This window comes from Paenibacillus sp. 01T422 (assembly GCF_056398785.1).
On sequence record NZ_JBFTQB010000027.1, the window covers coordinates 1 to 16,009 of the forward strand.

A 16,009-nucleotide genomic window follows, 5' to 3' on the forward strand; every position below is an offset into this window, starting at 1 on the left:
CAATAATAAATGCTTCCAAGGGATCGCATTAGATTATAAGAGATTTATGTCGGACGCAATCTTAGAATGTTATCAGGGCGAGTACGACACGATTAAATCGATCACTCCGGATATTAAAATCACGTCGAACATATGGGGACTATTTAACGGTCTGGATCTTAAGAAATGGGCTGACCATATGGATGTTGTTTCATGGGACAGCTATCCCCAAATGAATGAGCCAATGAGCAACGTGGCGATGAGGCATGATTACATGAGAGGGTTAAAGGACGGACAACCTTTCATGTTGATGGAGCAGACGCCAAGCCAGCAAAATTGGCAGCCATACAATAGTCTCAAAAGACCCGGTGTTATGCGGCTTTGGGGCTACCAAGCGATAGCGCATGGGGCAGATACGGTTATGTTTTTCCAATTGCGTCGTTCCGTTGGTGCGTGCGAGAAGTATCATGGCGCCTTGATTGCTCACGCAGGACATGAACATACAAGAGTATTTAAAGAGTGTACACAATTAGGAATGGAGCTGCAGGTGTTGGGGGATACGCTTCTAGATTCCGTAACGGAGTCCAAAGTCGCGCTGTTGTTCGATATTGATACTTGGAATGCCGTGGAAATGACCAGTGGTCCGAACGTGGATCTGGATTATCTCAAGCAGGCGCAAAAGTACTACAAAGCTTTTTATGATTTAAACGTAAGTGTTGATGTCATTAGCCCGCATAGCGATTTTTCCAAATATGAATTAATTATTGCACCAGTGATGTATATGTTGAAACCTGGCGTTAGCGATCGACTGAAGTCGTTTGTGCAGCAGGGTGGAACGTTTGTCACCTCGTTTTTCAGCGGGATTGTGAATGAGAATGATCTTGTAACGCTTGGTGGCTACCCAGGTGAATTACGTGATCTGCTCGGAATATGGGTTGAGGAAATTGATTCGCTTCAGCCGGAAATGACGAATAAAATTGTGATGCATTCAGCTTATGGAGAACTCCATGGTGAATATGAATGCGGGCTTTTGTGCGATTTGCTACACCTAGAGGGAGCAGAGGAGCTTGGCGTCTATGGACGTGATTTTTATGCAGGCATGCCGGCAATCACCCGGAATAAATTCGGGCAAGGGGAAGCTTATTATGTAGCAACTGACCCTGAACAGCGATTTTTGGAAGAGCTCAGCAAAACAATCTGTGAGCGATTAAATTTGGCGACGGCTCATCAAGCTCCGGAAGGTGTCGAGATTAGAAACAGACAAAAAGATGATAGAACGTATACCTTTGTTCTGAATCATAATGCTTATGAAACAGCGGTTCTATTAAATGCTGGTTCCTATAAGGATTTATTGTCAGAACGAGTCTATGAGCGGACGTTAGTACTTGAGGCTTACGGAGTAGCTATTTTAGAAGTTTGTTCCTAGTAAGTTTCATAGGGAAGACAGCAATGTCTTCTCTATCTTTCGTTGTAATTAATTGGATTTAATATAGGGTTGACGTAATTCGCAATAAAATTTATGATGACGGTAGATCATGTCGAACCCTGGTGAAAAGTGTGAGTAATTAATAATGAAAGCGTATTAACTTTTACACAAAATACCTGGTGTCCAGATATCCCATCAGTTTGTGGGGATGTGTAATCTCACAGCATAGATGTAACTTGAGCAAACGGGGGGGGGACGACCAGTGCGTATTTTCAAAAAGAGATGGCCAATCACATCGATTCTGTACGTGATGTTCTTTTTTGTCATCGTGATGCCTATTGTTTTAGTTGCATTTCTGTCATTAAGGGCTTATACAGATATTTTGCTATCTAACATCACTTCGCGCACCATGCAAACATTGGAACAAGTATCATACTCTATCGATCAGGAAAAAAGTAGATATATCAGGACAGTTGCCGCAATTGCCTCGGATAATAATATGATTTCCCTTGCAACTTCTTACCATCGCAGTACACAATCCAAAGACCTATTCAACTCTTCCATTCAGTTAGAAAATCAATTGAAAAATTATTTGCACGATATGCCCGACGTTGTTTCAGCGATGTTCGTTTATCGCGACGGAGGCGCCTATTTCTTTGAGGGCACCCATTTTCATAATATTAACACGCGGATAAATGAAAATTTTCTAAAGAGTACAGCCCTTTATCAGAAAGCGCTTCAAAATCAAGGGCGAGTATTGTTGTTTGGATCCGAAGAGAATGTATTGATTGAATCGAATGATAAGTATATTCTATCCGCAGCTATAGCTCCCCAATATGAAAGGTCATTCAGCGATGTAGAGATGATCTATTTTGTGATACAAGCAAAAACTTTTGAGAATCTGGCTGATTCGACTTCCAACCAAAATGGTAGTTTTATTATCCTGGATGGCAATGGAAATATCATGCTGGATACAAGCAAAGATAAAAATAAGAACATTGAGAAACAAACAATCAAACAAGCCCAAAACAAGAAAAGCGGCAACTTTAAAACGATGGTTTACGGCGAAAACATGTTCGTAACCTTTCTTACCATGGAACGGACGGAATGGAAAATTATCTATATTACGCCATATGATGAGATGACTGCCCAAGTCAGACAAATCTATAAGTTTATTATGAATGTGTCCGCGGCGGGACTAATCCTATTTTTGATTGTCTCATTTTTCCTTGTCCGCAGTATCGTTGGCCCTATCAAATCCCTCATTTATCAAATGAATAAAATGAAAAGCGGATCTTTTCATGTGGATCTGGAGCTTTCGGGTCCATTGGAAATTTATTCACTAGGTAAAACATTTCAAAATATGACTGTACGCATACAGGAGCTTATCATTGAAAGGCAAGAACAAGAGAAGCTGAAAACACGAGCGGAAATCGATGCGCTTCAATCTCAAATTAATCCTCATTTTCTAGTGAATACACTTAATGCTATTAAGATTATGGCAATGTTGTCTAAGGCTACGAATTTGGTGGAAATGACGGATTCTCTCATCAAATTATTAGCTTCAACCTTTCATCGCGGCGGCTCATACATCCAAGTATTTGATGAAATGCAAAGCCTGGAGAAGTATATCCATATTATGAAAGTCCGTTATGGTGACCGATTCAAGGTCGAGTATGACATCGATGATTGTGTGACAGACAGCTATATCCTCAAGCTGCTGCTGCAGCCTATTTTGGAAAATGCCATTATTCACGGATTTTACGGCAAAGAAGCGATGGGGATCGTCAAAATTACGAGTAGAAAAAATAATGATCAACTCATTATCACAATTACGGATAACGGAAAAGGGATGGAACAGCGGACCATGGTTTCCTTGCTGCATGAGAAAAAGGTGGAGTCCTTATGCGGAATAGGCATTGCGAATGTGAATGATCGGATTCGATTAAATTACGGCGAACCATACGGATTGAAAATTAACAGTGAATTAGGTGTTGGAACAGAAGTTATTGTGGTGTTGCCACTCTTATCGAATGATCCAGATCAAGCACAGGCAGTATTAACCGATAATAAATCTGCATAGACCGATGATTGTGAGCTGCAAATAACTGCTACTATCCGGATGTAGAGAGAAACGGATAAGGGAGGGCGTGTCTTTCCTATGAAATTTTGCTTATATGATACCAAATATGATCGTGTCATCCTTATTGAAAAAAGTTTTCTTTCAGCCTTGTTGTTAAAAGAGAAATTCGGGTTATCCGTTGATATTGCTGTCCTTCCTATTCTATCCAAGCAAGAATACATGTCCTTTCCCAGCTCATTTCGCGGAGAGGTAAGCGGTCGATCCTATTTACTATACGAAGTCCCAGGTATCATAGAACAAAAGTACGATCAGGTCATTGTTCAGGATTAAGGCGGCAATATTGGCTTTATTCAGAATGGGGGAAAAGAATGTTTAGAGTCATGATCGTCGATGACGAGCCGCTAGTAAGACTAGCCATGGGGGCGATAATTCCGTGGGGTGATTTGGACTGCGAGGTGGTGGCTGAGGCTGCGGATGGCTATGAAGCATGGCAGCGCATATCGGTACACCAAGACATTGATTTAATGATTGTTGATATGAGCATGCCGGTTATGGATGCACTGACTTTGCTATCTAAATTGCAGGAAGCAAATATGGCTAATCCACCGCTGAGTATTGTGCTTAGTGCATATTCAGATTTTGATTTTGTGCGGAAAGCTTTTCTCCTCGGAGCTGTTGATTACATTATGAAGGCGGATCTTGATCCTGAGCATATCATCCCTGTGATTGAAAAAGCGATTGGTCAGATCAAAGAGAAGACGATTTCTACCGCAAATTTGAATAAAAGCAATAATGAATCGGATTTGAAGCAGCGAGAAACTTGGCTCCGGGGCCTGTTATGCGATAAAGATTACATCTACAGCCATAACTTAACGCAGGACGACTCCTTTCAAAAGTGGATGTTGCAATTTGCGAATTTTCAGCATGTTATCGTATCCGTTAGGCCGGATCTACAATCCCCCGCTGGGAATGTGACGCTGCATGCAGGTGCGGAAAATCAGGATCATTTAGTTAAGATCATTAAACAAGGGATGGAAATCGTTAAGCACCCCTACGAATTGCTGCAAGTTCAAGAGGATGAGTATGCGTTCTTGCTCTGTTTTGAGTCGTCGACCAGCTATTTAAATCTACGGGGACGCGTGATGGAGCTCCTGGACTCTTTGCGCAATACGGTCAAAAACTTTTTAAATGTTTCGCTATCTATTGGGGTAGCTGATTCGTGCACAGACTGGAAAAGCTGGCATCTTAAATACAGTCAGGCGAGCAATTTGGCAAGTCTGCGATTCTCAGAAGGACCTGGGCGTGTGTACTACCCTGAGACGGTCAGTATAACCGAAAGGCCCCATCTTTTACCGTGGGATTATACGGTGATGATGTACCTTATGGAGAAGGGGGATAGTCTCTGGCAGCAGCAGTTGCACACAGGTTTAAGTCAGTTAAGCGAAGTGCCGAATGTGACCCTTGAGAGCTCTCTGCCGATCTATGAGGAATTGATTTGGAACATAGGCGCATTGCTGCACGCGAAAGGGATGAACTGGACACATGTCATTGAAACACGGCGCAGACCCTACGAGATTGTTGAACAGTTCACCTTCCGTGAAGATCTGCATGAGTGGATTGAGAAGCTTGTCTTTCGCATGGCAGATCTACTCCACCCTGATAAAATACGTGAAGAAAACCCTCAGCGCTTGGTGGAGAGAGTCAAACGTTACGTTGAGAAAAACTACTGTACGGCTATTACTCTGGGGCAAGTTAGTGAATGGGCACAGGTGACGGAGAGTCATTTGAGCAAACAGTTTGTGAAAGAAACGGGCGAACATTTTATTGAATATGTGACGAAACTTCGAATCAATGAGGCGACCAGACTGATAGAGACGGACATGAAAATGTATGAAATTGCCGTTAAGGTGGGGTATGAGAACCCCGAACATTTCAGCCGCGTGTTTAAGAAATATCGGGGAATGAGCCCTCAAAAATATCGGGACAATTATTCAAGGAAAAAAGAGTGAGCACAAAATTTATCAAGGTAATCACTAAATATATCAATGAAAGCGTATTCTGTATTTCTGTAATATAAAGATGTAAATATGTTACGTAATTAAGAGGGGGTTAAGAAATATTATGAAAAAGAAATTAGTCACATCCGTACTTTCCATTGCCCTAACATTTGGATTAGCAGGTTGCGGAGCAAATACGGCTACTAAAGAGAGTCCTACAACTGCTCCAGCAGCAGACAGCACAAAAGAGAATGCGGTTACATTGAAACTTGCAATGTGGGATAGCGACAGCGAGTTCTTAGATAGCTGGACTAAAAAAGTGAAAGAGTTTTCAACAGCTAACCCGAACGTGAAGATGGAAGTTGAAACTTTCAAAAGCGACGGAGACTATCTGCAAGCGATGAAAGTAAGATTAGCTGCTAACGAGTTGCCGGATATTATCGAATTGAAGCCTAACTTCATCAATGATTTCAAAGCAGAACTTCTGCCACTAGATAGTTTGAGTGTTACGGCTAAAAATACAAAAGCAAAGCAATTTGCTGTAGATGGCAAAGTTCTTGCATTGCCAGTGATCTCTTTCCCTGAACTTGTTTATTATCATCCAAGTGTATTCAAAGAATTAGGCTTAAGCGTTCCAACAACGTGGGAACAGTTTGTAAGCGTATTAACGGAAATTAAAAAAGGTGGTAAATACCAGCCTTATGCAATGGGCGGTAAGGACTCCTGGCCGAACTATCCGTTCAATGAATTTATGCCGTTGTTAGCATCCGGTGACGAAAATTATTACGACAAAATCGCGGGCATGGACAAGCCGTTTGAGAAGGGGACACCGTTCTACAAATCTTACAGCGATATCCAAACTTTGTATGATGCCAAGGTAATGGGCGCAGATCCACTAGGATTAAGCAACGACCAAGCAACAGGATTGTTTGAAGCGAAAAAGGCAGCTGTTATTGCCGCGGGACTGTGGTATTTGCCGCAATACAAATCTAAAGTAGGAAACATCGACGATATCGCAGCATTCCCTCTGCCTACTCGTCATTCCGAAAGCGAGCCGCTGAAAGTGATGACGTTCACGGATAACTTCTTCGGGATTAACAACAAATCCAAAAACGTAGAAGCAGCGAAGAAATTCCAAGAGTGGATGTTCAGCTCGGATGCCTACACCTTCTATGTGAACAAGAAGCAAGCCAACTCCGTCATGGAGGGTATTACAGCAGATGTTCCTTTCTTGAACGACTTCTACAAAACAAACAAAGTTGAAGAGTTCAACTACCGTCCAGGCGGCGAAAATTTCAATAAATATGTAAACTCCATCCAATTGGATTGGAAAAAGCTTGGTCAAGAAATGATGGGCGGAACATCGCTTGATAAGATTGCTAACGATCTGAATGACAAGTGGACGAAAGCAAGAGCCAGCAAGTAAGTAGTAGGTATGGAAGTGGGAGAGGGATGCCTCGTCATCTGCTCTCCTCATTTTTGGGGAAATTGGTGTAAATCAGTTTCCATTTTTCGAGAACTTATGGTAAGCGTTTCCAAAATATGGTTTTGATAGTTACACCATCTTAGAAGGAGGTTGTCTTGATGACTACAAAAGTTGGACGAAGAATATTTGCTTCTTGCTTAGCTTTTTCATTAGTTTCACCTGCGTTTTACGGGTTAACAGCACAAAAGGCAAGTGCCGCTGCAACATCAATCACTTTAGATCCGAGCAACATGCAGCAATCGTGGGACGGATGGGGAACAGCGTTAGCTTGGTTTGGTAATATAACTGGCGGTTGGAATGATGCAACTAAAAACGCTTTGGCTGATGCGCTCTATTCACCGCAAGGATTGAATTTGAATATTGCCAGATACAACATTGGCGGTGGTGAAAATCCTGCTTACGATACAATGCGTCAAGGCGGTGAAGTGCCTGGATTCTCGCCATCTGCTAATGTGTACGATTGGTCGCAGGATGCGAATCAACGTTGGTGGCTTGGAGCAGCCATAGCAAGAGGGGCCGATAAATTGGAGGCGTTCTCCAATTCTGCACCGTATTATATGACAGTCAGTGGAAGTACCACAGGGAATACAGATGCATGGAAAGATAACTTGAAATCGACAGAGTATGACAATTTTGCTGATTATTTAGCGACAGTTGTCAAACATTTCGACTCTGAGGGGATTAAATTCAACACGCTGTCCCCGATCAATGAACCGAATACGAATTATTGGGGATTCGGCGGGGGACAAGAAGGTTCTCACTGGGATACAGGTTCCCAAGCCAAAATGATTAATGCGGCGCGTGCCAAGCTCGACGAAAAAGGGCTTCAAAGCGTGAAGATTTCGGCAATGGACGAAACCAGCGTCGATACGTTCATGACCGACTGGAACTCGTATGATGCAGCCACTAAAGCGAACATAGGACAAATGAATACACACACCTACAGCGGGAATAACCGTACTGCTGTCAGGGATGCCGCTAAAGCTGCAGGCAAACCGCTATGGATGTCCGAGGTGGATCTCGGTCCGTCAGGCATTGCCCACAATCACGATGATTTTGAGCCGGCATTGGCATTGGCAGATAGAATTATGACAGATATTACTTGGCTTGAACCTAAGGGATGGGTACTGTGGCAGGCAATTGAGAGCGAGAAAAACATGCAGAAGGAAGACATGAACTGGGGTCTTATTCACGCAGATTTTGATACACAAGATTGGTGGTACGGAAAGAAATATTACGCAATGGCGCAATTCAGTAAATTTATCCCACAGGGATCTAGATTCATTGCAGATAACAATGATAACACGTTAGCCGCATATGATCCTTCCAATAATAAAATCTATGTTGTATATAAAAATGCAAACACGACGAGCCAAGATATCTCCTTAGACATGTCACAGTTTGATGCTGTCACCGGGACTGCAACGCCATATGTTTCCTCGGCGACTGAAAATGTGGAGCAGCAAGCAAATGTTCCAATTATGAATAAAACATTAAACACGACAATTGGCCCGAAATCGATTACAACGTTTGTGATTGACGGAGCATCTTATACAGGCAATACAGTGATTCCGCAAAGCGGGATGACGGCTACGGCAACCAGCTCTGCTTCAGGTGAAGGACCAGAGAAAACGTTGGACGGAAATACAGGAACCAATTGGCATTCCGCTTGGTCCGGTACTCCGGCGCCAGCTCCGCACTCTATTACTTACAACTTGGGCAACTCTTATGATGATGTATACCAATTGAAATACTTGCCTAGACAAGATAGCAGTTTCAATGGAGTCGCAACCAAGTATGAAATCGCCGTCAGTACGGACGGGACGAATTTCAATAAGGTGGCCGAAGGAACGTGGAGCAATGACAAGTCGGAGAAGACGGCCACATTCTCGGCAGTAAGTGCGACACATGTGAAGTTTACGGTGACGGAATCGAATAACGGATCCGGCACACAATATGGTTCGGCCGCCGAGATCAAAATTGCGAGAAAGTCAGGTTTTACACTAGATAAGGATTCACTGAACCAGACAATTGCCAGCGCGGAGGCGTTGATAGCTACAAATGGCAGTTTGACGACATTGCAAACGCTTGTTAACGAAGGTAAGACAATTCGTGATACCGCGTATGTGACGCAAGAAGCTATTGTGATGGCAGCAGGCAAAATTACCGCTGAGTACAATAAGCAATTTAATTCGGTGGGACGAATTCCGCAAAGTCAAATGACGGCATCTTCAACCAGTTTCGCTTCCGGAGAAGGACCGGAGAAAACGATGGATGGCGAAAACGGCACGAAATGGCATACGGCCTATGACGGTTCCTATGCACCGCTTCCACAGTCCATAACTTACAATCTTAACAAGGCGTATGACGGTGTGTACAAACTGAGTTATGTGCCGAGGCAGGATGCGGATTGGAACGGTGTTGTGACTAAATTTGAAATATCCGCGAGCCCTGATGGTACCGCTTTCACAAAAGTTGCCGAAGGAACATGGGATGCAGACAGGCTGGAGAAGTCGGCAACCTTTAATGCACACGGCGCTTCCTATGTGAAATTCACGGCGCTAGCTTCGAAAAGCGATGCAGGCAAGCAGTATGCTTCTGCTGCTGAAATCAATCTTTTCAACAAGGCTGGATTTACCCTGGATACGTCCAAACTCAACAATGCGATGAATGCTGCGACTACATTCATCAACGGTTTTTCGGGTGATCCTGCTTATTTGGATGATTTGAAAGCATTAGGCGATCAGGGTACAGAACTGCTGGGCAGCAGTACGGCGACCCAGGAAGAAATGGTGAAGCTGGCAAACAAACTTACTGCCGAAATCGCGAGAATCCAAAGCAATGAACAGCAGACTAACGGAATTAGTCTCTTCTACGCTCCGGAGGCTTACGCTTCAAACCCTTCCAGTCTCATGCTGGATGACAACAATTCAACGTTCTATGAATCCAATTGGGCATCGAACGGAAGAACATACAGATCTGGCGATTACATCATTGTAGATCTTGGTCAGAACAGACCGGATGTTGGCAAAGTGATGGTTACGCCAAGGCAGGACAAGGCGAACGGAAGAATTGGACAATTTAAGGTTTACTATAGCGACACGGATTTAACAAATAAACCGGCAGACGGGACGCAAGCTTATTTGGACCAGAATTTCACTTTTGCAGCGAATGGCGTTTGGGACACATCCAGCTCCAGCGCGCAATCGGCAACATTCAAATCGCATAGAGCCAGATATGTAGCGATTCAGGCTATTTCTACAGGCGGAGATGGTGATACGCTAACTACCGCGGAGATTGCGGTCAGTCAAAAACAATCCACTGGCTTCGATACGACAAGCTTGGAAAATGCCATTACACAATTGCGTACGGCATCTAGCATTAGTCCGAAAGTAGCCGAGGCGATTGAAAGTAAAATTGCATCGATCGGTACAGTCAGCGATTTAACGGAGGAGAGTATTCCTTACTACACTGGAATTTTGCAGGACTTATACAATTTATATCAGACCGTAGGTAAAACAAATTCCATTAAAAGCGGTCAAGTATGGCTGGATGGAGATGGCGTTCCAATTCAGGCTCATGGCGGAGGAATCTTTTACAACGAGAAGAATAAAACGTACTACTGGTATGGTGAAGACAAAACGGAAAATAATGTTGGCTCGGGTTATGTACCCGTAACAGGCGTTCACGCGTACTCTTCTAAAGATTTGTACAACTGGACAAATGAAGGGGTTGTATTGCCGGTATTCAACAACCCGCAACTTGGCGAATCGGTTTTGCCTGGCGGGAACTTGCCTTTATATTTGGACGAGAATAGCCAGACGTATCAGACTAGCGGTGTTCCCTTCGATCCGAATCGGGTCGTTAACATCACTAGCAAAGATGCCGACTATACAGGATCTATGAAATCACCGGTCAATTCGTTAAGCAAACATAATTCGCCTGAACGCATAGCTGAGCTAAATGCCTTGTATGCGGACAAGACGAATACAGAGAAGCAAGCGATGTACAAAGATTTCAACTGGGATAAAGTTGTCGAACGTCCGAAGGTCGTCTACAACAAGAAAACAGACAAATATGTGATGTGGTGGCATCAAGACGGGCCGATCGCCGGTTCATACTGGACGGCGGAAGGCGGCGTTGCGATCAGCGATTCGCCTACGGGACCGTTCAAATATCTCGGCACATTCCGATTGCCGAATGTGGGTTCAAGCAATGGCAATGAAGGTATGCTTCGCGATATGACACTGTACGTAGACGATGATGGCAATGATGCCACGGATGACAAAGCTTACCTTGTCTATGCTTCAGAAGAAAACGCAACGACAGTTATCACGATGTTGAATGATGATTATACGGGRCCTGCTCAAAATGAGAACGGTCAGTCAGTGGAAGGCGTTCACTATGTGAGAGCATTCACCGATTGGAGGGAAGCGCCAACCATCTTCAAACAAGATGGCGTCTATTATATGATTACGTCCGGCTTGACGGGGTGGAATCCAAACCGCGCCAAGTATCACGTGTCCACGAATGGCATGTTTGGTCCATGGCAGGATAAAGGTGATCCGTTTGTGGATGACTGGAAAGGAACGACTCATGACAGCCAAAGCACGAACGTTCTGCCTTACCGGGATGGCAACGGCGAGCTCGTGCCGAATAAATTCATTTTTATGGCCGATCGCTGGTACCCTAGTGATCTGAAGGATTCCAGATATGTTTGGCTCCCGATCGATTTAGATACTCAGCATAATTGGATTGCGGGAAGATGGTCCGAAGACTGGAATTTCTCGGTTTTCAAAACAGGCACGAACGTGAAGTTCGAAAGCAACGGAGGTACTGCGGTAAGCACCGTTCTCGGTTTGACGGCCGGATCGTCGATTACCGAGCCAGCGGCTCCGACGAGAAGCGGGTACGGGTTTGTCGGCTGGTACAAAGACGCTGCACTTATCCAAGCCTGGAACTTTACGACCGATACCGTAACAACTGCGGACATGACGCTGTACGCGAAATGGAACTCTGCGCAGGGGTCAACGGTAACGTATAACAGCAACGGAGGCAGCGCCGTCAGCCCCGTTACCGGCTTGAATGCCGGATCTAAGATTGCTGCACCTGACGCTCCAACGAAGAACGGATTTACGTTCGCCGGTTGGTATCAAGATGAAGCGTTGACGGTCGGCTGGGATTTCGACGTGAATACAATCCCGTCAAATGATTTTACGCTGTATGCGAAGTGGGGTCAGGTTGTATCCGTGATTAACGGCGTATTGCCGGTGACTGTGGCAACAGCTACCTATACGGCACCGGTATTGCCTGCTAATGTAACCGTTACTTACAACGATAATTCGACCGCGCAGAAGCCCGTTGTGTGGAATGCTGTTCATCCATCCCAATATGCGGCAGCCGGCAGCTTTATCGTGAACGGTGCTGTGGGCGGTACAGCCATACCAGCTGTTGCGAACGTGACGGTTACAGATAATGTGTACCCAGTTCAATCAATTTCTGTGAGCGGTACAGGCGGCATGAATGCGATCACTGTTCAAGACGGCACGCTGCAAATGCAAGCTACAGTACTACCTTCCAATGCAAACGATCAAGTCACATGGAACGTTTGGGAATCTGACGGTGTCACGATAACCAATAAAGCGACGATTAACGCCGGTGGATTGCTTACGGCGAAAATTAACGGAATGGTGAAAGTGGTGGCAACAGCTGCTGACGGCAGCGGCATTCAAGGCTTCAATTATGTCATGATCAGCGGTCAGACACCGACCGACGCTCCTCACGCTACGCTAACGGGGGCTGCAACGGTTCAAGCAGGAGCTGCGTTTGCAACCAATTTCGGATTAACCAATGTAACGAACAGTTCATCCTCCAGCGTGTATGCAGCAGATATTACATTGAGTTATGACGCGAACGCGATTGAATTTGTATCCGTGGAATCATTGAAATCCGGCTTTAGAGCGGTTGAGACGAATACGGATGTACCGGGTCAAGTTCGGATTATCGCGATCAGCGAAGGCGAAGCGGGGGCTATCACCGCAAGCGGAGATGTATTCAAGATTAATTGGAAGGCGAAGTCTCAGCAATCATCCGCGACAACCAATTTGAATCTTACCAAGGTAGCGGTATCTAATGCACTTGGTCAAAAAATCGATGCGTCTCTTGCTAATCTAACGATTTCAATTACAGAGGCTGAAGTTGTAAATAAAACAACGCTGCAAACGGTTATTAATTCGGCACAGTTCATTTATGATCGTGCGGTAGAAGGAACGCAAGTCGGAGAATTTGCAGCGGGTTCCAAAGCGGTATTGCTAGCTGCGATCCAAGCGGCCACTGCCGTCAACACGGCCCCGGTGGTTAGCCAGCAGCAGCTGGATGACGCGGCCATCGTGTTAAACGAAGCGATACAAACGTTTAACGGGCARTTCATCACCATCTTTGCGCCAGGCGATGCCAATGAAGATAACCTCATCGATATCGGAGACTTGGGTACAGCAGCCGTGCATTATGGTAAGACTTCCGCAAGCAGCGATTGGAGTAAGGCCAAAGGTGCTGACTTCAATCATGACGGTAAGATTGACATTATCGACGTAGTAGGTATCGCTAAACGGATACTGCAATAACAAATCAATCCGAAATGGAAGAGAAAGGCCAGCCCTTTCTCTTTCCATATTCGGATGATATTTAAAAGGAGTGAACCCCATGATACGCAAAACAGGGTTGTTTTTTTCAGTARTGATGCTCTTATTCACCGTTATCCCACTAGGCATGGCTGTAAGTGCTGCCGGAATCCCTTCATTCAAGGTTAGTCTGAATACGTCTCAAGTAACTGTCGGCGACAATGTGGTCGTTACGATCCAAGGTAATAATGTAACAGATTTATATGGGTATGAAGCTGTTTTAACCTATGATGCAGATCGGCTGGAATTCAATAAAGACGATAACACTAAATCGTATGGCTCTTTCGAAGGGTACAAGATCGTACAAAATTCGGGCAATCAAGTTACATTTGCCTATTCGAAAATGGGAAATAAAACAGGGGAAAATGGAAATCTAGCTATTTTCACACTGATTTTCAAGGCTAAGCAGAGCGGACAAGCTAACGTAACTTTGACACAGATGACAACAGTGACATCGCAAGAGCTACCATCTATTTGGAATGTTAATGCACAAGCTGGCGTTACAATTAAAGGGACGACTCCTGGACCTGTAACAGGCGGTGGAGGAGGAGGCGTATCTACGACTCCAACGAAAGATGATCCGAATCTCTATGTACCAACACAATCCGAACTCCGCATTGAAACGGCACCAGACGGCCAAACCTCTGTAACAGCGGTTATCGATAGTAAACGTCTGGCGCAAAAATTAGCGGATCTGCAAGCATCGAGCGGCAGTGCTGTTTTGAGCTTTGAGATTCCTGGCGAGCGTGACATGAATGCCTTGCAGTTACCCCTGCAAATGCTGCTGGACAGCTTGAAGGATCATAAAGATACCATTTTAAGCGTACAAAGTCATCTGGGCACTTACGATCTTCCGATGTCGATATTGAACCAAGCGGATTTCGCGAAAATGGCTGGTGTAGAAGGAGCTACGCTGATCATTCGTATCGATAAAGCCAAATCACAGCATGAAACGCAATTCGATCAATCCATTTCCGGTAAAGGTATGGTCCGTGTTGGCGATATGATCGATTATAAAATCATTCTCAAGACCAACGACAAAGAAGAGGAAGTTCATAACTTCGGCAACAGCTTTGTGACACGTGTTATCCATGTAGATCAAATGATTCAAGATCCGTCGGCTGCGACTGGGGTTGTTTATGACCCAGCTACAGGTGAAATGAAATTCGTGCCTTCCGTGTTTAACGTGAAAGACGGCAAAACCGAAGTAAAAGTGACACGGAATACGAACAGTTTGTACGCAATCGTTCAACACAAGAAAACGTTTGACGATATGATCGGTCACTGGGCGCAGCAAGATGTGGAACAGCTAGCTTCGAAAATGATTATTAACGGAACTTCGGACCGTGCGTATACGCCTGAGATGCAAGTCACCCGCGCCCAGTTTGCCGCCTTGCTCGTGCGAGGATTGGGGTTGCCTGAGGAGGCTGGGCTGAATATCTTTACAGATGTCGCAGATACGCAGTGGTATGCTCCGGAAGTGAATACAGCGGCGAAGTACGGCTTGGTTCAAGGCGTTGCTGAGGGTCAATTCAACCCTGATGCGCAGATTACAAGAGAGCAAATGGTCGTGATGATGATGAAAGCGATTGGCCTTGTGAAAGGAACATCAGCATCTGGCGCCAGCGCGACGAATGCCCCGTTCGCCGATCAAGACCTGTTGTCGGATTACGCGCGCAGCGCGGTAGCAGACGCCGCCAGCAAAGGTTTGATTCATGGCAAAACAGAAACAACGTTTGCACCTCAAGATGTAGCCACTCGAGCTGAAGCAGCTGTCATCATCAAACGAGTGCTGCAATATGCGAATTTAATCAATTAGAAAGTCTAGGTCAAAGCGAGTCATGGTAAGCCTGCTCTCAGCAGGCTTACTTCATCTATGCTTGCCCCACTCGCTGAAGCGACTGCCTCCGGGTATTAAACGATAAGATTTAGGAGGGGAATTAATTTGAATAAGAAGATTTTAACATGTGTAGGACTTATATTTATGCTAATTTTTGTCTCAGTTACCCCCGTTTTTGCGACTACAAATAATCAAAACACAGCAAACCCCGTTGTAAATGATAGTTACACGAATCAGAAAAACTATGTGGATCTCAGGTTCGGTATGTTTATCCACTATAACATGGGAACCTATCACGATCAGGAATGGGTGACGCCAGGTCAAGATCCGCTTTCTTTTAATCCTGAACATGTAAATACGGATCAATGGGCGACAGCCGCCAAATCTGCTGGTATCAAATATACCGTTCTAACAACCAAACACCATGACGGATTTGCCCTGTGGCCAACTAAATATGGCAATTATAACGTGATGAACAGCTCCTACAAGAAAGATATTGTAAGGCAATATGTAGATTC

General features: G+C 44.7%; 8 protein-coding genes. All 8 read left to right on the forward strand.

Annotation, left to right across the window (positions count from 1 at the left end):
* A partial coding sequence (locus AC1DUA_RS02870) for a beta-galactosidase (protein WP_477498298.1) occupies positions 1–1,405 on the forward strand: 1,405 nt, incomplete at its 5' end.
* Positions 1,406–1,667: 262 nt separating this feature from the next.
* Entirely contained in the window at positions 1,668–3,488 is a 1,821-nt protein-coding gene (locus AC1DUA_RS02875) for a sensor histidine kinase (RefSeq protein ID WP_477498299.1), read from the forward strand.
* A 78-nt stretch (positions 3,489–3,566) separates the two neighbouring features.
* Positions 3,567–3,818 (forward strand): hypothetical protein, encoded by a 252-nt coding sequence (locus AC1DUA_RS02880; RefSeq protein ID WP_477498300.1) that lies wholly within the window; start codon positions 3,567–3,569, stop codon positions 3,816–3,818.
* A gap of 38 nt (positions 3,819–3,856) precedes the next feature.
* Positions 3,857–5,497, forward strand: a complete 1,641-nt coding sequence (locus tag AC1DUA_RS02885) for a response regulator transcription factor (RefSeq protein WP_477498301.1) — start codon at positions 3,857–3,859, stop codon at positions 5,495–5,497.
* Positions 5,498–5,609: 112 nt separating this feature from the next.
* Positions 5,610–6,911 carry an ABC transporter substrate-binding protein gene (locus AC1DUA_RS02890; protein ID WP_477498302.1) on the forward strand — a complete coding sequence of 434 codons (1,302 nt, stop codon included), beginning with the start codon at positions 5,610–5,612 and terminating at the stop codon, positions 6,909–6,911.
* 158 nt (positions 6,912–7,069) lie between these two features.
* Entirely contained in the window at positions 7,070–13,594 is a 6,525-nt protein-coding gene (locus AC1DUA_RS02895) for a discoidin domain-containing protein (protein ID WP_477498303.1), read from the forward strand.
* Between the two features lie 79 nt (positions 13,595–13,673).
* Positions 13,674–15,470, forward strand: coding sequence for an S-layer homology domain-containing protein (locus AC1DUA_RS02900; protein WP_477498304.1), 1,797 nt, complete (start codon positions 13,674–13,676; stop codon positions 15,468–15,470).
* Positions 15,471–15,596: 126 nt separating this feature from the next.
* A partial coding sequence (locus AC1DUA_RS02905; RefSeq protein WP_477498305.1) for an alpha-L-fucosidase occupies positions 15,597–16,009 on the forward strand: 413 nt, incomplete at its 3' end.

Coding starts and splice junctions, on each gene's coding strand:
- AC1DUA_RS02880 (WP_477498300.1), top strand. CDS start 3,567: ATGAAATTTTGCTTATATGATACCAAATATGATCGTGTCATCCTTATT.
- AC1DUA_RS02885 (WP_477498301.1), top strand. CDS start 3,857: ATGTTTAGAGTCATGATCGTCGATGACGAGCCGCTAGTAAGACTAGCC.
- AC1DUA_RS02890 (WP_477498302.1), top strand. CDS start 5,610: ATGAAAAAGAAATTAGTCACATCCGTACTTTCCATTGCCCTAACATTT.